The following is a 24957-nucleotide window of genomic DNA, read 5'->3' as shown; positions in this document are numbered from 1 at the left end:
TCACGTTATTCTTTATATGCAAAGAAATTTTGTCAGATTTTAAAGTAACAACAGCAGATGACCTAGCCTATTCGCGTTCATGCATTTGCCGTGTCTTTAAGTTGATTTTTAAATAGTCGTTATAATCCTTCCCCCGTTCCGGCGGCTCATTGGAAACAGTGTAATTAGGCTGAAAAATGGTTTGAATAGTTTTTGCAGCCAGCCGTCCAGCTGCATCATTGTCCAAGTGCAAAGAAATATCATTGATCTGCGGAAAATCTTTTAAGTATTGCAACAACGCAGCTGGCGGGGTACTTTCACCGATGTCCTGTTTTGGCTTGTAAATACCGGCGAGGGACAGGCAGAAATCTTGCAGCCAGTCCCTTCCGGCAAGCAGTTCTAACGTGCAATAGGACATTAAATCAATGGCACTTTCAAACAGATGGAGCTTACTGCTTTTACTCCTTGCCGGGATGGAAAAGGAAAAGTGCTTATCGCTCCCGTTTGCCTCACCCATAAACCTTCTCCGAGATGTCCCTCGTAGCGATGCGTAGCGTAGAATGCCTTGACGGTCAAACCCGACAAAAACAGCGTTCTGGTAACGGCTGCTTTCATACAGCCGTTTGGTTTCGATGCAGTAGTCGATGATTTCTCTATTTATACCGCGCCCTGCCAGGTAGGCAATCACTCCGTCATTGTTTTCGTTTTTCTCCGGCAGAAGCAGCTTCTTTTGCTTGGATAATTCCTTATCTTTAGATTGGGGAGGCGGTGCTATCGTTATTTGTCCGTCGATCTGAATTACCGCATCAGGTAAAGATAATCCCCGTACTTTAACCAGATAATCCAGGGCGGAACGCCCGCCGATGCCCCGCGACCACCAGCACCATTTGCCGTTGCTAATCTTCAGGCTGTCATGGCTCCGGGTCGTATAGACAGTGCCTGAAAAGTGCACCAGCTCCTGCGGCTCGTAATGCTCCAGATATGTCAGTAGATCCATCTGCTTGGCGTGTTCAATTTGCTCCCGTGTTACATAAGGCATTATTTTTTCACCTCATCTTTCATAGCCCACGGCTTTCTTCTCCGGAAGCTCAGACTCTTCATCCGGCTCGTCGTCCAGCACCTCGTTTTCCCGTTTATCCATGTTGAGCAGGATATTCAGCTCAGCCAGCCGAGCAGACTTGGTTTGCAGTTCCTGTTCCTTCTCAAATGGAATATCAATCTGCTCCTTGGCTGTTTCCACCTGCTGGCGGAGTGTTTTCAATTGTTCCCGGCAGTATTCCAGCTTCTTCGGCATTTCAGCAAGCACGTTGTTAAGCCTCGCAATGTTGCCGTGGATGTCCGTTCCCAGCGTCACCGGATGACTCAGCGCACCCCGCAGGGTGATCTGATACTGTTTGCTGAATCCGTCAAAAGAAAACAGCATTGGAAAGCCCATGTAGCTGCCCAGTTCCTGCGGCTCCGGTGTGGTCATCAGTTTGCATACTTCGAGAATAGCTGAACCTGCTTTAGCCTTTTCTGTATAACGGATGCCTTTTATGGTCATGCCCGCAAATTTGGCTTCATCCTCACCTTCTCCGGCAGGCTCTAAAACGCTGTACTGCTCGAACTGAGCAAGATCCTTTTCATAGCCCGTAATGCGTTCTTCTGTAAATTTGATTTGTTGAGGGTAGTGCTTTAACAACCGATCTTCCAAAGCGTACCGCTGGCTTAAGTGGTTGGCTTTTATGAGTTTTAATTTAGACACTTGGATATCCAGGTCCATCTTTTCTCTAATATAGGGATTGCCCGTTGCCAGCGCCTTAACCTCAGCATAGGAAAGCGCCGTTTCGTCAATATCCTCGGCGGAGCGGACAGGAGATTTGCTGGTCATTATCTGGGAAATAAATCGCTGCTTGTTCTCCAATATCTGATACAGATAGGCGTCAAAAGTGTTTTCGGTGACATAACGGAAAATATGCACTTCACCGTTTTTATTACCCTGCCGTACGATACGTCCGGAACGCTGCTCCAAATCCCGCGGCCGCCATGGGCAATCCAGATCATGCAGGGCAATCAGCTTATCCTGCACGTTTGTTCCCGCTCCCATTTTAAAAGTGGAGCCTAGCAGGATTCGCACCTGTCCCTTGCGCACCTTGGTAAACAGCTCTTTTTTCTTGGTTTCCGTGTTGGCGTCATGAATAAATTGAACCTCCTCGCCGGTGACACCGCGTGCGGCAAGCTTTTGCCGCACATCCTCGTATACGTTGAAATTCCCGTCGCCCTTGGGCGTGGAAAGGTCGCAGAACACTAGCTGGGTTAGCTGCTTATCGCGGTTTTCCTGCCAGAAGCGGTATACATTTTCCACACAGGCGTTAACCTTGCTGTCCTCATTGTCAGGAAGCAGGGGATTAGCTAATCGCTGATCAAGGGCCAGCTTGCGCCCATCGTTGGTTATTTTCAGCATATTGTCCTCATTAGGCTCCACCATCCGGTTGCGCACCCTTTCGGCACGCTCGGCTAGTTCGCTCACCATGTCCTGCTGGAATTCACTCGGCTTAACCGCCACATTGCTGTAGTTGGCTTTTGGCACGGGCAGGTTAAGCATGTCCGCTGTCTTGATGTCCGCTACCTCCTTAAACATATTCATCAGTTCCGGCAGGTTGTAGAACCTGGCAAACCTCGTTTTGGCCCTGTAGCCCGTGCCTTCCGGCGCAAGCTCTATAGCCGTAACAGTTTCCCCGAAAGTGGAGGCCCAGCAGTCAAAATGCTGGAGTCCTTTTTGCCGCAGGACATTGTATTGCAAGTACCGCTGCATTGTGTACATCTCGGTGATGGAATTACTGATCGGTGTACCTGTAGCAAATATGACACCTCGCTCTTCTGTAAGCTCGTCCAGGTAGCGACACTTGGCAAACAGGTCGGAGGACTTCTGCGCCTCGGTCTGGGACAGGCCCGCCACATTGCGCATCTTGGTGTAAAGAAACAGGTTCTTGTAAAAGTCCGCCTCATCAATAAATAACCGGTCAACTCCGAGTTCCTCAAAGGTGACCACATCATCCTTGCGGCTTGTGTCGTTGAGCTTATCCAGTTTTAGCTTCAAGGTTTTCTTCGTCTTTTCCAGCTGTTTGATGGCATACCGCTCTCCCCGTTCCTCTTTGAGTTCCTGGATACCGCTAGTGATCTCTGATATCTGTTCCTCCAACTGCCGCTTTTGGCGTTCCTGGGAGATAGGAATCTTCTCAAACTGGCTGTGCCCGATAATCACCGCATCATAGTCGCCGGTGGCTATTCTAGCACAGAATTTTTTACGGTTTTGAGTTTCAAAGTCTTTTTTGGTAGCTACCAGAATGTTGGCTGATGGATAAAGCTGCAAAAACTCCCCGGCCCACTGCTCGGTCAGATGGTTGGGCACGACGAACAGGCTCTTATTGCAAAGCCCTAAATGTTTGCTTTCCATGGCAGCGGCTGTCATCTCGTAGGTTTTTCCTGCGCCCACACAGTGAGCTAGCAGAGTGTTGCCACCGTAGAGGATGTGCGCCACCGCATCCACCTGGTGTTTGCGCAGGCTTATTTCCGGGTTCATGCCGGTAAACCGGATATGGCTCCCGTCATATTCCCGGGGTCGGATAGAGTTGAAACGATCATTGTAAAGTCTGGTCAAAACTTCCCGGCGCTGGGGATCTTTCCAGATCCAGTTTTGGAATGCCTCCTTGATGGCTTCCTGTTTCTGCTGGGCAATGGCCGTTTCTTTTTTGTTCAGTACCCGTTTCTCAACCCCGTCCTCATAAACATTGTCAAAGATGCGCACATCCCGAAGGTTTAATGTTTCTTCGATAATTTTATAAGCATTGATGCGCTTGGTGCCGTAAGTGACGTTGGCCTTGATGTTATCACTGCGGTCGTCGTTTTTGCCTTTGACGTTCCAGTTGGCGGTATAGTTTGAGTACAGAACGTCAATATAGCGCCTGTACATGTAAGCGGTTTCTAAGAGCTCGAAGATGAAGTCCTTAACCACCTCAGATGGAAGCCAGGTTGCGCCGAGACGCACGTCGATTTCAGAGGCGCCCAAGTCTTTGGGCTGCACGGCTTCCAGTGCCGTGACGTTCACACTATAGAAGTTTGGATGCATTTCCGCAAACTGCCGGGCAGTTTTCAGCTTTTCCCGTACATTGCCGGAAAGATAAGCGTCCGCCGTTTCGTACCGAATCACGCCGTCAGCATCAGCATGAGTGGGATTGCTGAAAATAACGCCTTCCAGGTCTTTAACAAGCTTTTCCTCGGAAAGTCCTGTTAGGCTTTGCATGAAGCCCATGTCAACGCAGGCTTTTTCCGCAATGGAGATTGCCAAGGCTTCAGCGGCGGTATCGACATGGGTTACGATGCTGCGCTGCTTGATGGTGCGTTTGGTGAACATATCCGCCTTGTGCTCCAGCTCGCCGTTCTCATCAATAACTTCCAGAGAACAGAGCAGGCAGTAGGAACTGTCGTCGGAGAAGGCCAAGTCGTTGCCACGGCTGTTAAGAAGTCCGTATTTGGTGACAAAAGCTTCATACAGGCGGTTCAGTTTTCGCTGCTGTCCTTGGATGGTTTCATCGCTATAATCCTCGATCTGGTATTCTATTAAGTCCCGGACACAATCCCTGATGGCAATCATGCCTTTAATCCGGCCTTGTGCAGTGACAGAGGTTTCCACGCGGTTCATCCGGCTGTTTTCCCGGTAGTAGATCCCGCCGTCCACCATACAAAAACTGAAATTGCGCACATTGGGATCTGCCGGGATGGAGGTGTCTGCGTCATCGGATAGTTCGTCCATCTCGTATTCCGTGATTTCCGCATGGATGTTTTCCAATGCCTCGCGTAGAAGAAGCGCAAGATCGGCGTTCTCATAAGGGATGCAGGTTGTTTCGCTTTTGTTGCCGTACATTCGCTCGTCACAGGCCATCGTGCCCAACACCATGTCGGGGTTGTCGGTAAAGTAACGATTAACGGGGATTCCGTCCCCGGTTGCGGAAAGATGCACCCAATCCGGCTCAATGTCGATCACCCTGTCGCGCTTTTGCAGGAACAGGATGTCGGCGGTGACTTCGGTACCGGCGTTTGCAAGAAAGGCATTGTTAGGCAGCCGGACGGCCCCCAACAGCTCGGCCCGCTGCGCAATGTACTTGCGGACTTCGGAGTTCTGCTTGTCCATTGTTCCCTTGGAGGTTATAAAGGCGATGATACCACCGGGCCGCACCTTGTCCAATGTTTTGGCAAAAAAATAGTCATGGATGTAAAATTTGTACTTGTCGTACTTTTTGTCCGCCACGCCATAAGAACCAAAGGGCACATTGCCGACGGCCAAGTCAAAAAAGCTGTCGGGGAGGCTGGTTTCCTCATAACCCTGTACAGCGATGCTGGCGTTTTGATATAGCTGCTTGGCGATCCTGCCCGTGATACCGTCCAGCTCGATGCCGTATAGCTTGGAGTTTTTCATGCTGTCAGGGACAAGTCCAAAAAAGTTGCCGACACCGCAAGCCGGTTCCAAAATGTTGCCGGTCTTAAAGCCCATGTTTTCCAGACAGGAATAGATGGCTTTAATAACGGTGGGCGACGTATAATAGGCGTTTAAGGTAGACGCCCTTGCCGAAGTATATTCCTCATCAGTGAGCAGCTCCTTCAGTTCGGTGTATTCCTTGTCCCATTGGCTGTTTTTCTCGTCAAATACCTGTGGCAAGCCGCCCCAGCCCACATAGCGGGACAGGCTTTCCTGTTCCTCCGGCGTGGCCAATCTTTCTTGTTCTTCCAGTCGGTTTAAAAGCCTGATGGCGGCTGCGTTCCATCCATATTTGGCCTTTTGTCCGCCCGCTCCCAAATTGTCGTCGGTAATTCGAAAATTGACACGTGGCTGCACCGGTTTTTTCGGTTCATGGTCTGTAACGGCATTAACTGCTTCACCGATCTCTGTTTTTTGCCTTACAGCTTGATTGCTCTCTTCCAAAACGCTACGCACAAACGCAACGCTTTCCCTGCGAAAAATGGGAAAGCCCGTGCTACCCTGGAAGGTGATATCCCTTAGACTCACGGTTCCGGATTCTTGATTAATAGCATCGATTTCATAGTGCCGGTCCTCAATAGCAAGTTCCGTGCCCACTGCCATTTCTTTTTCGGCCGGTTGGTTTTCCGTTTTTTCGGCATTTTGTTCTGCCGTTTGTTCTGTTTCTTCCCCAATAACAAGAAGATGGTCATTCAACGGGTTTTCCCGCAGCATCTTCTCAAGTTCATCCCGATCCAGTTCTCTGCTAAACAGCGGAAAGTTAATGTCTCGCAGCATTACCTTTCCGCCTTCTATGGAAAAAATCTCATATTCGTCTGCACCCAGATACACCGTGTCATCTGGAGAAAAGGCATAATTGGTGGTATCCCTTGCCGGTGTCTCTTCTTTTTTTGAGGGAGCAGGTTCCCGGTTCAGGATTTCCTTAGCGTAAGCCTGCTCGGCAAGCTGTTGTCGGTGTACTTTCGCCATCTGCTCATAAATTGGGAGGTATTCTCTTTCCAGGTGTTCCCTTTCCCTGCCGTTCAAGTAGCGTCCGACGGCAATCAGGTCGCCAAGCCTCTTGGCGACCTGATTCCATGACAGTCGCAACTCCGGATCTGTTATAAAGCTGCCGCTTTTGCTTAAGGAGATCCCTTTACTGTCATGCCAATCGTTCCCCTGTGTCCCATCCAGAAAATAATACGTCCCGCCGCCGATTCCATACTCCTGTTTAAGAAAGGCAATGGTTTCCTTCGGGGTATGCTGTTCCTGGTAGTGCAGGTAAACACGGAACTTGCCGTTTTGAAAACCTGTACCCTTACATAGGACATGATCAATTTCTTCCTGAGAAATAGAAAATGCGGAGGATTTTTCGTCCTCCGCATTTTCTATAGCTTCAATTTGCTGTTCAACCGTCGGGAAAATACTTAGCTGTAAATGATCTCCACCAGTACCGTTTCCTCCGCCGAATGCCGCAGACTGTTCAGGTACCCCGTCCAGCCCAGCGGGTCGGTTGCTTTGTCCGGTGCCGGACTGCTCTGCAAGAGCTTGGCCGTGATCTGTTCGACGCGCTCCTTCGCTGTCCGGTCGGTCTCCTCCAAATGGCTGTTCAGCTTGCTCGACAGCATCAGGCTGGCGTACATCCCTTTCTTGTGTTTTTTCAGATATGTTAGGCGCAGCATCCCATACTTTCCGATCTGCGTCGCTTCCTCCGGCAGCGTCAGGTCGGGAATCAGGTAATCGCCCTCCAGCGTGTAGGTCATTTCCATCTTCACCATCCCTTTCATGACTTTGCTTTATGGTCTCATTGTCTCCCGCATCCTGAATTTTAGCAAATGTACGGCTTGGATTTTTCTCTTCATTTTGCAGCTCTTTGACCGTCTCTCTGATTTCCCGCAGAAGCATTTCGGAGATGTCGCTAGCGGCGGCTCCCAGACAGGAAACTGTATCTAGAGTATTAAAATTTAAAACACTCTGAAAATCCTCCAAGCTCAGATACTTGCCGGCATTGCAGCCGCACCGGATTAAAAGCATATAGGCTACCGAGTTTTTCAGCGCGTCTTTAAAGATTACCTCCACGTTCTGGACGTTCAGTTCCTCCAGAAAGCTGTTCTCCCTACAGTCCATCAGTTCGGAAAGATAGTCCGGGAAATTATCCTCAACGGCATTACGGGCGGCGGAGATTAAAGCATCTTCCAACTCCTGTTTTTCCTCTAGCCCTCCAAAGGCATTATCCAGTGTTTCGGTTACGTCCTTTGCGTACCCGTCCTTCATTTTCCAAAGTGCGACGGGGCGGTTATAGCGGCTATTGGTGTCCGTCACATCAAACACGTGACGCAAGTTTAACCGGCCTCCGCTGTCCTGTATGAGGGCAATGCCTTTTGCTCCCTTGTTTACCCACCGGCCCAATTTCTCATTCCATACCTCAATGGAAGCGCAGGCGGTCGCGTCGGGGCGCTGTGCGTAAATCAGCAGCTGGTCCTGAAAAGGGTATTTATAATTCCAGGCTGCCGTTTGCAAAAAGGAAGTCCAGTTAAGCGGGTTTTTCCGGACAGTAAGGGTAGTCCGTTCCGCTAGTTCCGTAATCAGTTGCAGCTTGGTCGCCAACGTTAATCCCTCCTTGCTCCTTTTGCCTCTTATCTCTCAGTCTCATGGCTTTTCTTTTCGGTCTGTCGTACCGGCTTTTCATCGACATCCTTTTGCAGGCTTCTCACATGATGGATTTCATCAAGCGAACGGTTGCACAGATCTTCAAGTGCCGTCAGCCGGTCATTGCTGTAGTGCCCCCAATGGTAATTCTTTTCACCCTTGTTGCATCTCCAGGTCACAAACTTGGCGGGCGCGTTTTCGCTCTGCCCGATGACAAATTCCATATTACCTACACTCAGCCGGTCAGTAATAACATACCCTGCGTTATTTTCTTTCTCCATTCAAGACACCTCCTACCGCACCTGTTCCTGTTTTTTCTGTTTGGTCTGTCTTTCTACCAAAATCTGTTGTAGCCGTTCTTTCGCCCAATCGGGCATGCATTCCGGTTTGATGACGCCTAAAATATCCTCGCGGTTCCAGCGGGATTCTTTGCCGCTATAGAGATAGAAAACATATACTGCCCTCCCTCTGGCCTTAGCCTGAGAACCAAAACCGCCAGTAACCAGCACAAGCTGCTTGGCGGCGGTGCGACATTCGGGGCGTAGCCGTTCCGCACGAATGACTGCGACCTTGTTTTCTATGCTCTCCCCGCGATCATCCGGAACACAGTGTTCCAAAGTAAAAGGCCCCAAGGGAACATCTATCCCTGCCCGCTCCGCTTTGACTGCTTCAATTTGTGCCGTCACACGGGCAGTAAATTCTGTCATCATTTCCAGATAGTCCGCGCTTACAACCGCCTCAAAATATTGCTCGATACTCAAAGGGTTATCCCAGTTGCAATTGCACACCATATACGGTCTGTCGGAATTTTCTTCGTCCTCCGTAAAGAGAATTTCCTTATCTCCCATACAGATGGCGTGTTTAACCTCATAGGTATCTACCGTTCGTTTTTCATTTTCCACTTTCCTCACGCTCCGATCCCAGGCCGATAAAAAAGGGCTACCGCCTTTTTTTGCCTGTTTCTATTTTCTTTTTCTCCGAATATGCAGAAAAGCTGCCCCGCCGATTATAACCAAGCAAAGCACAATCGCCAGCAACGTTTTCATTTTTTTTAAAATTTTCCTTTCCGTTATTTTTTTGCCGTAAACAAAAAAAGCTCCCTGCATTTTTACAAAGAGCCGCTTTACTGTCCGAAAAAAGAAGACGGTTGTTTTTTACGTTCTTTTCCGGCACTATCCACATTCTCCACTTTATTCACAGATTTATCTTCATCCGCCATCTTCTTGTTTCCGCTATGAGTTTGACGGATCAGGGTCCGAAATGTCTTTGGTTTCTTTTGCGCTGTCTGCTTCACAAAATGCTCCTTTCCGCAAGTAATCTTTGATATAACGTTTTTTAAGGTAAAGTTATTTTTTTTCGGCTGGTAAATTTAAGGGGGTGAGGTGTGGAGAGGGGGACAAAACACTAACGCTTCACGACACCTGCCGTTAAACGGATAGACTACCCCCTTGGTGTGGCATTCAGAAATTCATGCTCAAGATATATATGTGATTGTTTTTCCCACACCATATCTCACCGCTCCTGCTCTCTTTGCCGCTTTTTGTACCAGCTTTCCAGCAGCTGGATAATAAGGTCCTCCTTTTGTTTTTCGTTAAAGTTCTTCGGAAAATATTGATCAATACGGTCACGACGAATATTGAATTTTTCCTTTTGGTTCGGCTTTTCTTCGGTGAGAATGGAATAGATGACATCCGCACTCAGCCTGCCCTCCTGGCTGAACTTTTTCAGCCGCTGTGCTTGTGATAAAGACGGCGTATTTTCCTCCTGCTTCATCGTTGCCAGCAGTTCTGTCTGTTCATTTTCGGTCAGGTAGGAGATTTCCACAGCAGGATTAAAGGCAATCTGCTTCTCGTCCACCATTTCAAGGATGGGCGGTATGAGTTCGGTTAGACGAATGTAACGAAATATCTGCGGCCCACTTTCTCCAGATTGTTTTGCTAAATCTTCTCTTGATGTTGAACGTTCTGACTTCTGTTCAACTTGAACAGAAGTTAAATCCGTCCGTTGTCCTTGCCTGTTCATGGCTTCCAGCTTCATTTTATAGGCAAGCGCTTTTTCGCTTGGCAAAATGCTTTCCCTTTGCAGGTTACTGTCTACCATTGCCAAAATCGCTTCATCGTCATTTAACTCACGGACAATGCAGGGTATGGTTTCTTTGCCTGCCAGTTCGCTGGCTTTCTTGCGCCGGTGCCCGGCAAGCATTTCGTAGCCACCGTCCGCTCTAGTCCGAACAAGAGCGGGGACAAGGATACCGTACTGTTTTACGCTGTCCGCCATTTCCAGCATGGCTTCATCCGCCTTGACCTTAAAGGGATGGTTGGGAAAATCGCTTATTTCAGATAAGGCAATATCCAATACTTTTTCACGCTGTTTGTCCTCACGGCTCGCATCCGTTTCAAATAATTCATCTACCGAGGTCAGCTTCATGTCTTTGACGCTGCTTTTGGCCAATATCAAGCACCTCCTTTGTAAAGGCTTGATAGGCTTTCGCCGCTATCCCATGTGGGTCGTGTGCATAGATGCTTTTGCCCTCGGCACTTGTTTCGGCAGCCCGGATAGATAATGGAATTTCCGTCTGGAAAACGCACAGCTTATCGCCGTAGTCCCGCCGCAGAATAAAGGAAATGTCCTTAGCAAAGGTGGTGCGGTTATCTAGCATCGTAAGCAGAATACCGTCAACCTTTAGCTTTGGATTTATTTGCCTTCTTACCCTAGTGATGGTCTGCATTAACTGCGTCATCCCTTTAGCCGGCAGATAGTGGGCCTGAACGGGGATGATAACGCTGTCCGCGGCGGCTAGAGCGTTGATGGTCATCATACCGAGTGAAGGCATACAATCGATTAGGACATAATCGAACTTTTGCTTGACGGTATTAATATAACTGCGTAGAACCATTTCCCGGCTCATGGTGTTTACCAGTGACACCTCAATAGCCGACAGTTCAATGTTTCCCGGCATAAGGTCAACACCTTCCTCCTGGTGCAGGATGCCTTCTTCAGCTTCATACCGCTCCTCGGTCATGACTTTTGTAAGGAGCGTGGCCAGTGTGACAGGTAGGTTGTCCGGCTCATGGAAACCCAATGAATCTGTAAGGTTGCCCTGAGCGTCCGCGTCTACCAGTAGCACTTTTTTGCCTTGATTGGCAAGGCCGATACCAAGGTTCACCGTTGTTGTCGTTTTTCCGACGCCGCCCTTTTGGTTGGCGAGGGCGATTACTTTCGACATATTTTTTCCTCCTTTAATGCAAAAAAACCGCTTGCTCTATTGGACAACAAAGCAAACGGTTTTTTTCCTTATTTTATTTATAATAAAGAGAATGCCAGTTGGAAAACCAACATCTTCTTATGTTAAGCTAATAATTATATGGATAATCCTGCGTAGTACATAAATCCCACTCAGCTTCCTAGAATGCTTATAATGATGACTTCAAAATTGTATCGCAAACTGAATATCATATAGATAATGCTAACTTGCCATTCATGCACTGATTAGCAATAGCTATAATTTGATGTGCAAATTATGCCAAGTGTCAAGGGAAGTGAGTTCAATACACCCTGTATGTGTAAAGTCCTCGGAAAGTAAAACCATCTCATTATTTATCAATAAAGCATAATAAGTTTCATATCCAGGTGAAAGTTTTCTACGTGCTTTTGATACAATTAGTAAAGCTTCTTTAGCTCTATTACGAAGAACCTCTATTGGATTGTCATGAGAGTCTTGAATGACTAGTCTACTCGGATGAAAAAAAAGCAAATTCTTTTTAGTACAAACCATTTTGTTGAGGCTCTTTATAGTATCTTTCATATTTCTATCTGCTTTATCTGCTAATATGATCTCGTTATTTTTGTTTAGAGAAAAACTATGACTGACCAGAAATCCCCAAATATTTGGAAATGGCAAAGATGGTTCCCTGCGCATGGATGCTTTTGAAGGAGCACTCATCGTCACTCCTTTACATAGAGTTACCTTAGTGAGACTCGTTTCATTCACATTTTGTGCGCCTTCTTGGCTCAGTAAGAGCTTAAAATCTACGCTATAACAACCATTATTTCCAATTGCATCACATTGACCATTAGACTCAGATTTTGGCGCAGAAAAGCCCCCACCGCTCTTATTAATGAAAAAGGGAATGCGATTTAGACATTCCAACAATAAAGGCTCGTAATTTTTCTTATCGTAAAACTGTTTCTTTGGTATTTCTAATTTCGTACTTGATTCCATAAATACGCCTCAAATCATATTCGCATTATATAAATAATAAGAACTTCTTTTTGGTTCGCATTATTCGCCTAACCGGAATAATGGATATTGCGCTCTTAGTTTTAAAACATTTATATTATCTATAATCATTTATGTTATATTTTTCTAATATTATTTTCTTTAATGCTGCTACCATGGATTCTGACGGATAAATTTTTTTATCAGGAAAATCATTTAAGCTATAGTTCCATTGGTAAGCATAATATTTAGGCATTTGACTAATAAAATCTATGTAAAGGGGATTAAATTCAGATTGAATAGAATTTTGAATATGCATAATATATTTATCGAAGATTTGCACTAGCGCGATACCATGCTTATTTGCATATTCTGATGCGCCGCTCTGGAATCCAGAAGTTGAAATTAAAATACCTTTGTGTCCACCCAAACTTCGTATTTTATCTGCTAGGGCCACAACTTTTTCACGTTCAACTGGACGGGTATAACGTTTACATTCTACAATCACTTTGAAATGAACCGAAAGTGCAACAAATTCAGCATAAATATCAATTTGATAATCTCCATCATCGGTTTGAACTTTATGATTATGAATTATGGAAAAATCCACAAGAGATTCTTCTTCTGCATAAGCCTTTATAATTTCTAAACAATATTGCTCAAATTCTATTGAAGAAATACTTGCAACAAATTCACGATAAGGATTAAGTACCTCCATTATTTTCTTCATCCTCTATTTTTAAGAATTTGATACCAATTTAATCGATTTTTGATTTATCAGTAAAAGAAGATTTAACTAGTACCTTTTAATATGCCACACCTCTTTCTGTGTGTGGCTATGGCTGATTCTAATAGAATCTAAAATCACTTGCTACCTAAGATAAAATTCGTCCGGATCTGAACACTCATTTGAACGAGTCTCCCTAGAAGGACCGAGCAAATAGAACTCATCTGGATCAGACCCCTCATTAGAAAAGGTCTCTCTTGTCGGTCCAATAGCATAAAACTCGTCAGGATCAGCTGACTCATCCGTTGCTGTTTTTTGTGTAGGGCTGAGTGCAAAAAACTCATCGGGGTCTGAGTTCTCAATGGTTTCCGTCAGTCTTGTAGGTCCAATTGCTTGAAACTCGTCCGGGTCAGAACTCTCAGCAGCTTTTGTGATATATGTAGGCCCTACCAAACACCTATCAATTGCCCGAACTTTTTTTTCGGGGTCAACATAAGAAAGCTGAGTTCTACCATCATAGAAAAGTCGATTGTTGTGATCAAAGTCATGTTCTTCAACATAATTCGCTAAATACGGTTCTCTCACAGTTTTACCTCCCTATTATTATTATTGAAATCTGATTACTATCACTCTGATTTGTTTGCTCTACTTCTAGAATCTTAACATGCGAAATATTGTAAGTTTTTAATAACGACAATATCTTTTGGTATACGTCTATCTCTCTGCTTTTTAATGATGGGCTTTTAACAATGATAACTTGAGTAATCTTATCTGTTATTAACCCTTCTCTTACTCTATCAAATTGAGTTAAATTCTGAGGAGAAAAAATATCTCGCTCATCTAAAGAGAAATTTAAAATATAAGTACTTGCATTATTAGCTGGCACTGATGGGAGTTTATTTTCGTTATAGGCTAAAAAATTATAAATACATATAAATAAGACAAAATAAAAGAGAATAATCTTAATATATTTTTCAATATTTTTTACATAAGATACAAAAATTCTTGCTTCATCTTTTACGGCGTACCAGTCTAAATATAAGGAAGCAGCAAACTCATGTAAAGTATTTTGACTTTTCTTTAAATCTCCGAACGAAGATCTTAATATTGTATTAACCCTTAATATTTCTAAGATATGTGCTAGAATATTTGTGAAATTGTAGGCAAATATAAAAATAAAAAGTATGTAAAAAAATTGATGTTCTACGATCTTATATATATTAACTAAATATGGAATGGTTAACCCCACTGCCAATAGTGTTAATGTGTTATAGGCTACCATTTTATTAAAACTACCGTTTTTTATCGCTTCTTCTTTTTCGATTTTATATTGTAAATCCTTTATATGTATATTTATATCCGCATCTGTTTTAGATTCAATTGTTTTCCGATAATTATCTACTTTTTCTAATATTACTGATTCCTCTATTGCAAAATGCCTAAGATTAAGACACTCAAATAGTTTGAATCCATCACCCTTTTTATACGTAAATAGATAAAAACTCTGAACGCCAAAACATAAGTTTAGTAAGGATATTCTGAATAATTTAGTTTCTCTAGTAATATCGCCAAAATTATCATCATCTGTAACGCTTAAAATTGGAGATAGTGACAGCAAGTAGATAAACCAAAAATATTTCTTATTCATTTTTACCTCTCTAGGTATCTAATAACGGAATCTGAGATATTCAAGTTAAGTTCTTGTTCTAACCAAGCCCACTGACCATTAGCATTTAATTCTAGGAAAACATATCGTCCTTTGCTAACTATAAAATCAAATGCGGCATACTTAAGATTCAATAATCTCATCATTTGTAAACTAAGACTCTTAATATCATCAGGCAAGATATCTTTAGAGTACAATATATTACCATTCGTTGCTTTTCTCCAATCAACTTTTTCAGTTGTCTCTATCTTCACCGGAAAAAATTCATCATGAACTACCGTAACTCGTAGTTCGAAATCTTTATCTATGTATTCCTGAAAGTATGATGGAGCCAATTCTAACCCCTCGAAGCCAAAAGCGGGATCTACATAATTAGTTTGAATTATGCCAACTTTGTTTTCATACAGTAGTTTACCTACTGATATTGGCTTAACGATAGTTTTTTTATCAGAACAAAATATTTTTGCTGAATGATTTGAGTTAGTAATCAATGATAGTGGCATTTGTAAACCAATTTTTTCTGCTAATTGCAACTGAACAATTTTATTGTCAGCTCTTTTAAGTATTGAAGGTTTAGATAAACAATTTCCATCGAATTGCTCGATTATACCCTCTATTAAGGTTAAGATTTCCTTGTGCATGTAATTATGGTACTGGGGGTTGAATTGGTCTAGATGAGGTAATATAGGTTTTCTGTAATAAATAGATTTAATATCATTATTTGTTATAGACTTGAAACTGTCCGTAATTTCCCATTTTGACTTGTAAAAACTAATCTGATATTCATCGAGCCGGTCTGTATTAAGCCTAAAGAAATTAAGAGCTTGAAATTTATTGATTATATAATCAACAGTTAAATCGTAAGAACTTGTTATTACTAAAATTTGTTTCACAAATAATCTCCCATAAAATGACTTTACTTGAATTTCTAAATTCTATGCTTTTCCTGAAAATTCCTGTTTTTAATTAAATATATATAACTACCTCACATAATCAGAATTTTCTTTTGTATAAAGCTTCACATTATAGACCAGGCTGTTTGAAAACTGATTCTGAAAATATATTTTTTCCACTTGTAGGCGTTTTCCCTGTTTAAAGATTATGTAACGTGATAAATATGCACTATAAACAAAGGTATTGCTCCACTTTGACAACTTTTACTTTGCTGTTTTGTGGTTTTCACACAGCCTCAGACAATTCCTACATAAGAATAATTTTAAATACAATCTATCAGTTTCTTACAACGTATTTAACCAAGATTAAATATCTTTATTAAATTCCACAAGTTTCCTGTTATTCCTCCTTATACTTACCAATTATGAGATCTTCTGTATATAAAAGAACAATAAAATCTATAGTCTTCACAGAATATAATTATTAGGATGAAAACCGATAGAAATTAAAAAATCTAGATATCTGATCTAGACTGTTTTTGTGCAAGTATTTTAGCTGGATATTTATTTAATTTTTTATGTTTTTTTTGATAAATGCAATCATCCCCTATTTATCGAATGCTTGAGAATCTAGGTAAACACAGCCTTTTATCTATATTATCAGTTACATGCTTTTGTGAAACTGACACCAGTGACATGTTATTGATAAAAAAACTTAATCAAATTTTCTCTAAACATTTGTTAAAAACTCTAGACAGTTAAATCTAGAGTTTTTAATCTATTGACTACTTTAACTGGATTTTTACTTGATATTTAGAAATATTTATGGCTTTTTATAGATTTTTACTGAATATAGATTGAAATTGTCCAAGCACCCTATTTAATTAAAACCATACAAGGTCACTTATATCAACTTTTTTAGTTTATTACTCTAATAGCAACAAATTTGAAAATTGTTGAGTTTGAAGTGCCTCGAACCTCTAACCACCTAATTATCTCAGTAAACATCAGTCAAATCTTCGCTAAAAAAGCAGTTTTAAACTTCTCCCTTATTATTGATTATCGTCTATTCTCCTTTAACTTCGGAAATGAAGTCCTGCATACAGTCGTCCATATCCAGTAGAAAAGAGAACAAAAAGTATCGTTGGGCCTCTGGGTGGGTTGCCAGCAGATCCACATCCTCCGGAAATTCCATGCCTACAACATCATATAGGATTCTCAGGATGTCCAGCATTTCGCTTCCCCGGCTCGCGCTGTATAGCTGGGTAAGAATGTCCGAAATCCTGTTTATAGCTTCGATATTATTGCCGGAGAATGTCCAGATGGTTTCAATCAATGGGGCAGTCGTCGCTCCGGATATGAGGTTTATTTTGTCCTTGCTGATTAAGTTTTCAGAAATGAGGATACCCTTTTTAATAAGCGCATTGTAATTAGTGTTAATCTCACTCATTGTCTTTGCCTCCTTTGTATTCATATGTTTTTCTTTGTTTCTTCCCATAACCTTTTATAGCCGTCCGTACAGTTTGATAACATTTTTATAACAATTTTTGAAAATCGTTGTTTTTCGATTGGAAAATATATGTTAAATTTTGATAACATTTTTGATAACATTGATAACAATTTATTTATAAGTATATTTTCCCATCATGTGAAGGGTATAAAAAACCCGCCTAAACTCAGTGTTCATGCGGGTTTGTATAATCTTTATGGCGGAGAAGGTGGGATTCGAACCCACGTGCCCTTGCGGACAACCGCATTTCGAGTGCAACTATTAAAGTAGAAAATAGTGGAAGTTAGCGGTAAATGCATGTAGATAAGAACTCACGAAACCCTGATAGAATCATTGTTCCAAAGAATTTTTCCTTATTTACAAGGAAAGTAGAACATAGCAAAAAAATAACGAAAAAGTTGATCCAAAACCTGTTTTGGATAGAACTCGGATAGAACTAGAAAAAAACTATCATTTTTAACTCTTAGATTTGCTTTCACCACTTGCCGTTGACAAATTTGAGAAAAGTGAGTGAAGCAAATGAATTTTAATGAATATTGTTCTTCAGTAATTGATCGTTATCCTGAATATGTCACACAGAAAGAAATGTGTGTCATCTTGGGTGTTTGCACATCCACGGCCTACTCCATCCAGAAAAAAGGCATGATTTCATTTGAATATATAAACACATCAGAAGGAAGAAGACAACGGATAAAGATTACCGACATTCTGCGATACCAATACGAAACGATGTGCTTCACTGAATCAGAAAATGAGTTTATTGAAGGTTTGTACCGTTATTACAAAAAGCAATTGCGTAAATTCCCTAAACTGCTTTTAGTTTCTGATGTAATGCGTTTTACCGGATATTCAAAAACAACAGTAAACAATTGGATACTGCGCAATGAATTGAAGCCTCTGAGCTTTAAAAACAAGCGAATACAATCATTTCGTAGAGGTAAGGGGTCCGTTATAACAAAAGATACTTTCCTTGATTTTTTAACCGGCCCGTATTATAGGAACATAACAAGGAAATCAGACGTGCATAAAAAGCAAGCCAGACAATATGAGCAACTCTTTGACACTATCATGTCAAAGCGAGGTGCTGTGAGTGTCTGACTATAGCTTTCTAATAGATAGATATCCTGAGTTTATAACGAAAGATCAATTCTATAAGATATGCCATATTAGCAAAAATACCGCGCGTCATTATCTGGAAAATGGCTTTATTCCTTGCATTGATTCTGGTAAAAAGACACGCAGATATAAAATTGCGTTGAAAGATATTATTTTATTTTTAGAAGATAAAGACCAAAATCCTGAAAAATACTATCTGCCGAATCATTATAACAACCCGTTTTTGCCGAGCGGAATTAGACAGTATAAGCCCAAACCACGGCCTGATACTTATAAATATGCTTATAAGCTAAAAGGCTTAAAAGAGGTCAAAGATTATCAAAAATATCTTGAACAGCAGTTTACAGATTATCCGGATATGATGACCCGCGCCCAGGTACAACAAATAACCGGCCATTCGATAGATGCCATATTATTATGGTGTAAGTCCGGCAAGGTAAAGTACATTAGACATCATAATGCTTATCTTTTGCAAAAAAAGAGTGTTATCAGCTATCTGTTCAATCGTGAACTGCAACAACATAATTTGACCATTAAGGCCGTTTGCTTTATTCCATAGAAGGCAACGGCTCTCATGGCATGAACGGCTTACTATAACAAGCCATGTGGAGTGCGATACCCCCCCATATGGATATTTGATTAAGCGATCACTATACCGAATACTGTCAAAAGTTAAAAACGCGAATTTAAAACGGCTTGTTATTTATGATATTTCCGCTAAGTTGTCAGGAACACCCCCGTCCCAATTTTGGGAGGGGGTTCATTTATCAAGACTTTTTAATTTGTTACTTATTGTATGTTGACTTATTGTATTCGATTTTGCACAATAAGATATAATGAGGTGAAGTAGATTGAACACTTTGAAAGTATTTGCTTATAACTTGCGAAAATATAGAAATCACCTTGGACTTTCGCAAGAAAGCTTTGCTGAAAAGGCAGGCCTGCATAGAACATATATAAGCGCCATAGAGTGTGGCAAAAGAAGTATCTCACTAGATAATATTCAAAAAATTGCTGATGCATTAGAAATTGATGCATTTTTATTGTTTGTAGATGATGAATCTAAAGATTCAGAGTCCTTTGAGAAAGGAGGTATAAAATAATGCCTTGTGTTGTCGTGGATTTGTTTTGTGGCATAGGAGGGCTCACTAAAGGCCTAGAACTGTCTGGCATTAACGTTGCCGCTGGAATTGATATTAATGAAACATGTAAATATGCATATGAAAGAAATAATAATGCCCGATTTATTCACGCGGATATAACGAATTTGACTTCGGAAGAGGTATTAAACCTATATCCTGATGATTGCATTAGAGCATTAGTGGGATGTGCCCCTTGCCAACCCTTTTCAAAATATACAAAAAGATATCGTAAAGATGGACATACGGATGATAAATGGAGACTATTATATTCTTTTTCAAGGATTATAGAAGAAACAAATCCTCATATTGTTTCTATGGAGAATGTTCCCGAATTGTCTAAGGAAAAAGTTTTTCAGGACTTCATAGATATGTTAGTCAATTTAAATTATTATGTAAATTGGCAAATTGTATATTGTCCGGATTACGGAGTGCCACAAAGCCGAAATAGACTAGTTTTGCTAGCTTCTCAGATGGGAGAAATAAATCTCATCCCTCCCCTCTATACAATTGATAGGTATCGAACTGTTCGCCAATCCATTGGTGATCTGCCTCCAATAAAGGATGGGGAAACAAATGCGCAGGATTCACTACATTGCTCTTGCCGTTTATCTAAGATAAATAGATTAAGAATAAGGCAGTCAGTACAAGGGGGGACTTGGCGTGATTGGGATGAATCACTCCAATTAAAGTGCCATAAAAAGGATAGCGGTAAAACTTATCCTTCTGTATATGGGCGCATGCGTTGGGATGAGCCCGCTCCCACTATTACCACTCAATTTTATGGTTATGGAAATGGACGGTTTGGACACCCAGAGCAAAACCGAGCTTTATCTATAAGAGAAGGCGCGATACTTCAATCCTTTCCGAGGGACTACGCATTTCTTGAAGAGGGTTCTATCCTTAATAAAACAGCACTTGGAATACATATTGGAAATGCAGTTCCTGTTGAATTGGGCAGAGCGATTGGCATTAGCATAAATCAACATATTGAGGAGGTTGAAAACAATGGTTAGAAAATCAAAGAAGAACCGCGTAATAACAAGCGAAGAAAAGCAAGAAACCGATTTGCAAATTAAGGAAATGCAAAAACAAATTGATTATGATACCAAGGATTTTACAATAGAATTGTTGGTTGACAAATTTAACAAAGGCGACTTCTTTATTCCTCCATATCAAAGAGGCTTTGTTTGGTTGCCTAGAAATAAAACGTTATTTATTGAATCTATTTTTCTAGGCCTACCTATTCCCTTTATGTTCTTTGGCAATTGTGCGGATGGACGCATGGAAATAATTGATGGAGCACAGCGAATTCAGACAATTGTAGAATTTAAGAATAACAAGATGCAAATCTCTGGACTAAAAAAGTTAACAAAACTTAATGGACTTTACTTTAAAGACCTATCAGAGGCTCAACAGCGCAAATTTCTTAATAAATCGCTTAGAATTATTGTTCTAGAAGAAACCACTCCGATAAATGCAAGGCAAGACTTGTTCTATCGTATTAATACGTCTGGGTTAAAAGCAAACGATTCAGAAATTCGTAGAGGCTCCTATCCCGGGCGGTTAACTACATTTATTGAGAATTGTTCTGCAGATGAAGATTTTGTGAAATTATCACCTATGTCTGTAACAAGAGTGAAAAGACATGAACGCTTTGAATTTGTGTTAAGGTTTTTTGCTTATTTAAACGAGTATCAAGATTTTGATCACGAAGTAAATATTTTTTTGGACGATTATCTTATAAGAAATCTTGAGGATTTCAACGAAGAGCAGTTTAAGAAAGAATTTGAAACTATGGTAGCCTTTATAAAAAAACACTTCCCGTTTGGATTTGCAAAATCAGAGAATGCGAAAGCAACTCCACGTGTACGATTTGAAGCTATTTCGGTAGGAGTAGCGTTAGCCCTAAGAGAGAAACCCGATTTATCTCCTCAAAATATAAACTGGATTAATTCTGACGAATTTAAAGAGCACACAACGTCAGACGCTAGCAATAATGAAGGTAAGCTTAAAGCAAGAGTTGAATATGTTAGAGATCAGCTCCTTAAGGGGTGATGGCATGCAAAATACGCTTGGAATTTATGCAGACAGAAAAGAGGAGATAAATTTTTATTTCTCCATTATGGTCGACCTTGATAAAAATAGTCAAAATATAAAAACGATAAATAATAATAAGTTTTATAAAATCATCAAGTCTAATTTTCTACTTATGCTTTATAATTTGGTAGAAGCCTGTATTGTAAGTGGAATGATGGAAATCTATGAAAATCTAAAAAACGATGACTGCTCTTATAATTCGGTTATCAAAGAGATCCAGCTTTTATGGTCGAACTATAAGATAAACGAGATATATGGACCCGCCACCGGACGATCAGCATATGAAAATAGAGTTCAGCAGATTATAGACAGTATTATTAAAAATAGCCCACTTATTCTTACAAAAGATTCACTTGGCATCAATGGCAATTTAGATGCAAGAAAGATTAAATACATATGTGATAAGCATAAAATTCGTTATACGTTAAAAAATGATGGTGCTTCTCTTGAAATAGTTAAAAAACGCAGAAACGATTTAGCCCATGGTGACGTTTCATTTAGCGAATGCGCAAGAGATTTACCTATTGATGATTTAGAAAAAATCATGGATGAGGTATTAATATTTTCGGATGATATTCTTCAAGGAATGAAAAGGTATTATGACGGGAAAATGTATAGGATAAGTCAACCTAGCTAGTTCTATCCTGGTTAGTATAATAGCGTAATCAGGAGGACTTTATGACTGATATTTTCGATAAAGAAACACGTTCCAAAGTAATGAAAAAGGTTGGAACAAAAGGAATTAATTTAGACGATAAGCAGATGCATTATCTTGCTAGCGCACTTTATCATATTTCACAACATGCACAAAAATTCGATCAAACTGAGGAAACTATTTTTAATTTTATTAAGACTACAAAGCTATATAAAGGATAAATAATCTGTCCGACAAGTTGTTTTGTAACAACTTCTAGGCCAATATCACAGTGACATCTTTTTGGATTTTATTATTTATATTACAATTAAAAACTAATTGAATAAGGGAACATAAGTATCAAGCTTATGTTCTCTTTTCATATATATTGGGCCGTTTGCTTTATTCCATATAAGGCAGACGGCTTTTTGCATGAAAGGAGGATTTTAATGTCAAAAGTAATCGCCCTTGCGAATCAAAAAGGCGGCACAGGAAAAACCACGACAGCAGTCAATTTGGGCATCGGACTTGCTAGGCAAGGAAAAAAGGTATTACTTGTAGACGCGGACGCACAGGGGAACCTGACGGATTCTTTAGGCTATCAAGAGCCAGACAATCTTCCTGTTTCATTGGCCAGCGTCCTGACCAAAATCATGACGGAGGAACCGTATGAAGTCAACGAAGGAATTCTTCACCATGCGGAAGGCGTTGACCTGATGCCGGGAAACATTGAACTGTCTGCTATTGAGGTGTCGCTGGTCAACACCATGAGCCGGGAAACGATACTCCGCACATATATCAACACGGTCAAAGACAAGTATGATTATGTGCTAATAGATTGCATGCCCTCTCTTGGCATGCTGACCATCAACGCCCTTGCAGCCGCAGACACTGTGATCATTCCCGTCCAGGCACACTATTTGCCCGCTAAAGGAATGACTCAGCTTTTACAGACCATTGCCAGGGTGAGAAGACAAATCAATCCCAGGCTTACCATTGACGGTGTGCTGCTAACAATGGTGGATAACCGCACAAATTTCGCTAAGGATATTTCCTTTGTCCTGCGACGGGACTACGGCGACAAGCTTCGGGTTTTTCAAACGGAAATTCCCCTGTCTATACGTGCTGCTGAAACTAGCGCGCAGGGAAAAAGTATCTATGCATTCGATCCGCACGGAATAGCCGCTAAAGCCTATCAAGCCTTTACAAAGGAGGTGCAGGACATTGGCGAAAAACGACGTGCGAAACAGCATCAAGCTGACCTCAGTAGATGAATTATTTACCACGGAGGAAAACCGCGCAGATAGTCAGCGGGAAAAGGTTCTGGATATTCCCCTGTCGGAAATCAGTGATTTTCCAAATCATCCTTTTAAAGTAAAAGCGGATGAAGCTATGCTGGAAATGGCAGACAGTGTAACACAGTACGGCGTTTTAGTCCCCGGCCTTGTACGCCCTAAAGTAGACGGCGGCTATGAAATGGTGGCCGGACACCGCCGCAAAAAAGCAAGCGAGCTTGCGGGCAAGGAAACAATGCCCTGTATTGTCCGTGAATTGGACGACGATGCCGCTACAATTATCATGGTTGACAGCAACCTACAACGGGAAAGTATTCTGCCGAGTGAAAAAGCCCTTGCCTACAAAATGAAGCTAGAAGCTATGAACAGAAAGGCTGGAAGACCTACGAATGAAAATCGTTCCCAAGTTGGGAACAATTTTTCAAGTAAGAGAACTGGCGAGGTTTTAGCTGAACAAGTTGGTGAAAGCAAAAATCAGGTATTCCGTTACATTCGCCTTACCTCCCTGCTCCCCTCTATTCTTGAAATGGTAGACGAAAAACAGATTGCTTTTAATCCAGCGGTGGAAATCTCCTACCTGTCCGAAAATGAACAGCAGGACCTTTACAATACCATACAGTCGGAGGACTGCACCCCTTCCCTATCACAAGCACAGCGGATAAAGAAGTTCAGCCAGGAAGGCAGGCTGAACGCAGATGTCATCTATTCCATTCTCACGGAAGAAAAGCCCAATCAAAAAGAAAGATTCCATATTCAGCGTGACCGTATCGACTGCTATTTTCCTAAAAACTTTACCGAAAAACAAAAGGAGGAGTTAGTTGTCCAGCTTCTGGAAAGCTGGTACAAGAAGCGCCAGCGGGAGCAGCAGGAGCGATGAAACAGGTTACTACAGCTGCATAAAAATAATCATTTTGCTCTCAAACCAACAGGAGCATTTTTTATTGTCCTTTTTTAAAAGGAGGTGCCTCCATGTACTTTACAGAAGGACAGTTGCGCAAATACGAACGCATCATGCAGGAAAAACCGGAATTTGACCGCAAAAGTATTATTACTAAAACGGTAGAAGAACGGGATTGCATGCACTGTCTTTACTTTGTCAAGCATCACAGTAAATGCAGCAAGAAAAAGTGCGTTTTGTTTGAAGATTAACAACCTTATAGAAATTGTATGCCAAGGGGGTGGTATGTCCATTTGTTTGCAGTCATCGAATTGGGGACTTGCCGTTTCCCCCTCCCCACACCCCTCCCCTCAAAATTTACCAGCCGAAAAAAAAATACTCTTCGTCTGGTAAACCACTAAATTCATCCCAGAAAGGAATCTTTTTATGAAACAGACAGCAGAAAAGAAGCCGAAAGTCTTTCGTACCCTTATTCGCCATGTTCATACGGGTAATAAGGAGATACAGAAGGATAACAAAGTTCAGGCTGCTGAGAAGGAGCGAAAAAATCAACCGCCCTTCTTTTTCGGCCTGTAATGGTGCTCTCTATTTAAACGCAGGGAGCTTTTTTTATGAACGGGACGGCGATACCATCCCTA

General features: G+C 41.7%; 24 protein-coding genes. 11 read left to right on the top strand and 13 right to left on the bottom strand.

The window, feature by feature from the left end; translation table 11 throughout:
* Positions 1 to 67: 67 nt before the first annotated feature.
* The 13 genes from A7D23_RS12445 to A7D23_RS12390 form a co-directional block, all read right to left on the bottom strand.
* A complete protein-coding gene (locus A7D23_RS12445; protein ID WP_068884065.1) occupies positions 68 to 1018 on the bottom strand; it encodes a DUF3991 and TOPRIM domain-containing protein in 951 nt (316 codons plus the stop codon).
* 12 nt (positions 1019 to 1030) lie between these two features.
* On the bottom strand, positions 1031 to 8080 hold the full coding sequence (locus A7D23_RS12440) for a DEAD/DEAH box helicase family protein (protein ID WP_068884056.1): 7050 nt from the start codon (positions 8078 to 8080) through the stop codon (positions 1031 to 1033).
* Positions 8081 to 8109: 29 nt separating this feature from the next.
* The gene (locus tag A7D23_RS12435; RefSeq protein WP_068884054.1) at positions 8110 to 8403 is read right to left on the bottom strand and encodes a hypothetical protein; all 294 of its coding nucleotides are present in this window, start codon (positions 8401 to 8403) and stop codon (positions 8110 to 8112) included.
* 12 nt (positions 8404 to 8415) lie between these two features.
* Complete coding sequence (locus tag A7D23_RS12430; RefSeq protein ID WP_068884052.1) at positions 8416 to 9024, bottom strand: hypothetical protein; 609 nt, start codon at positions 9022 to 9024, stop codon at positions 8416 to 8418.
* Between the two features lie 221 nt (positions 9025 to 9245).
* The gene (locus tag A7D23_RS16150) at positions 9246 to 9416 is read right to left on the bottom strand and encodes a hypothetical protein (RefSeq protein WP_176714424.1); all 171 of its coding nucleotides are present in this window, start codon (positions 9414 to 9416) and stop codon (positions 9246 to 9248) included.
* A 218-nt stretch (positions 9417 to 9634) separates the two neighbouring features.
* Positions 9635 to 10549 carry a ParB/RepB/Spo0J family partition protein gene (locus tag A7D23_RS12425; RefSeq protein ID WP_068884120.1) on the bottom strand — a complete coding sequence of 305 codons (915 nt, stop codon included), beginning with the start codon at positions 10547 to 10549 and terminating at the stop codon, positions 9635 to 9637.
* Positions 10527 to 11348: an AAA family ATPase gene (locus A7D23_RS12420; RefSeq protein ID WP_068884050.1), complete on the bottom strand. Its 822-nt coding sequence runs from the start codon at positions 11346 to 11348 to the stop codon at positions 10527 to 10529. The genes A7D23_RS12425 and A7D23_RS12420 overlap by 23 nt, the downstream gene beginning before the upstream one ends.
* 273 nt (positions 11349 to 11621) lie before the next feature.
* On the bottom strand, positions 11622 to 12344 hold the full coding sequence (locus A7D23_RS12415) for a hypothetical protein (RefSeq protein ID WP_068884048.1): 723 nt from the start codon (positions 12342 to 12344) through the stop codon (positions 11622 to 11624).
* 115 nt (positions 12345 to 12459) lie between these two features.
* Positions 12460 to 13059: a restriction endonuclease gene (locus A7D23_RS12410; RefSeq protein WP_068884046.1), complete on the bottom strand. Its 600-nt coding sequence runs from the start codon at positions 13057 to 13059 to the stop codon at positions 12460 to 12462.
* Positions 13060 to 13212: 153 nt separating this feature from the next.
* Positions 13213 to 13653: a hypothetical protein gene (locus A7D23_RS12405; RefSeq protein ID WP_068884044.1), complete on the bottom strand. Its 441-nt coding sequence runs from the start codon at positions 13651 to 13653 to the stop codon at positions 13213 to 13215.
* 4 nt (positions 13654 to 13657) lie between these two features.
* Entirely contained in the window at positions 13658 to 14716 is a 1059-nt protein-coding gene (locus tag A7D23_RS12400; protein WP_068884040.1) for a hypothetical protein, read from the bottom strand.
* A gap of 2 nt (positions 14717 to 14718) precedes the next feature.
* The gene (locus A7D23_RS12395) at positions 14719 to 15627 is read right to left on the bottom strand and encodes an MvdC/MvdD family ATP grasp protein (RefSeq protein ID WP_068884039.1); all 909 of its coding nucleotides are present in this window, start codon (positions 15625 to 15627) and stop codon (positions 14719 to 14721) included.
* A gap of 1066 nt (positions 15628 to 16693) precedes the next feature.
* Positions 16694 to 17077, bottom strand: a complete 384-nt coding sequence (locus tag A7D23_RS12390; protein WP_068884037.1) for a hypothetical protein — start codon at positions 17075 to 17077, stop codon at positions 16694 to 16696.
* Positions 17078 to 17656: 579 nt separating this feature from the next.
* Here A7D23_RS12390 and A7D23_RS12385 point away from each other — a divergent pair.
* The 11 genes from A7D23_RS12385 to A7D23_RS16145 all read left to right on the top strand — a co-directional run bounded on the left by A7D23_RS12385 (position 17657) and on the right by A7D23_RS16145 (position 24895).
* Entirely contained in the window at positions 17657 to 18235 is a 579-nt protein-coding gene (locus tag A7D23_RS12385) for a hypothetical protein (RefSeq protein ID WP_141690675.1), read from the top strand.
* The gene (locus A7D23_RS12380; RefSeq protein WP_068884034.1) at positions 18228 to 18812 is read left to right on the top strand and encodes a hypothetical protein; all 585 of its coding nucleotides are present in this window, start codon (positions 18228 to 18230) and stop codon (positions 18810 to 18812) included. Before A7D23_RS12385 ends, A7D23_RS12380 begins: the two co-directional genes overlap by 8 nt.
* Positions 18813 to 19104: 292 nt before the next feature.
* On the top strand, positions 19105 to 19356 hold the full coding sequence (locus A7D23_RS12375) for a helix-turn-helix transcriptional regulator (RefSeq protein ID WP_068884032.1): 252 nt from the start codon (positions 19105 to 19107) through the stop codon (positions 19354 to 19356).
* Complete coding sequence (dcm, locus tag A7D23_RS12370; RefSeq protein WP_068884030.1) at positions 19356 to 20408, top strand: DNA (cytosine-5-)-methyltransferase; 1053 nt, start codon at positions 19356 to 19358, stop codon at positions 20406 to 20408. The genes A7D23_RS12375 and dcm overlap by 1 nt, the downstream gene beginning before the upstream one ends.
* Complete coding sequence (locus tag A7D23_RS12365; RefSeq protein ID WP_068884029.1) at positions 20401 to 21450, top strand: DUF262 domain-containing protein; 1050 nt, start codon at positions 20401 to 20403, stop codon at positions 21448 to 21450. The genes dcm and A7D23_RS12365 overlap by 8 nt, the downstream gene beginning before the upstream one ends.
* Before the next feature lie 4 nt (positions 21451 to 21454).
* Positions 21455 to 22129, top strand: coding sequence for an MAE_28990/MAE_18760 family HEPN-like nuclease (locus tag A7D23_RS12360; RefSeq protein ID WP_068884025.1), 675 nt, complete (start codon positions 21455 to 21457; stop codon positions 22127 to 22129).
* A 41-nt stretch (positions 22130 to 22170) separates the two neighbouring features.
* Positions 22171 to 22368, top strand: coding sequence for a hypothetical protein (locus tag A7D23_RS12355; RefSeq protein ID WP_068884023.1), 198 nt, complete (start codon positions 22171 to 22173; stop codon positions 22366 to 22368).
* A gap of 207 nt (positions 22369 to 22575) precedes the next feature.
* The gene (locus A7D23_RS12350) at positions 22576 to 23400 is read left to right on the top strand and encodes an AAA family ATPase (protein ID WP_068884021.1); all 825 of its coding nucleotides are present in this window, start codon (positions 22576 to 22578) and stop codon (positions 23398 to 23400) included.
* Entirely contained in the window at positions 23351 to 24298 is a 948-nt protein-coding gene (locus A7D23_RS12345; RefSeq protein WP_068884019.1) for a ParB/RepB/Spo0J family partition protein, read from the top strand. The genes A7D23_RS12350 and A7D23_RS12345 overlap by 50 nt, the downstream gene beginning before the upstream one ends.
* 92 nt (positions 24299 to 24390) lie before the next feature.
* A complete protein-coding gene (locus tag A7D23_RS12340; protein WP_068884017.1) occupies positions 24391 to 24570 on the top strand; it encodes a hypothetical protein in 180 nt (59 codons plus the stop codon).
* 175 nt (positions 24571 to 24745) lie between these two features.
* Positions 24746 to 24895: a hypothetical protein gene (locus tag A7D23_RS16145; RefSeq protein WP_176714423.1), complete on the top strand. Its 150-nt coding sequence runs from the start codon at positions 24746 to 24748 to the stop codon at positions 24893 to 24895.
* The last annotated feature ends 62 nt before the right edge of the window (positions 24896 to 24957 follow it).

Origin of the sequence: Dehalobacter sp. TeCB1, from assembly GCF_001707455.1 — a bacterium.
GTDB classification, from domain to species: domain Bacteria; phylum Bacillota; class Desulfitobacteriia; order Desulfitobacteriales; family Syntrophobotulaceae; genus Dehalobacter; species Dehalobacter restrictus.
This window is presented reverse-complemented; position numbering and strand designations above follow the sequence as displayed.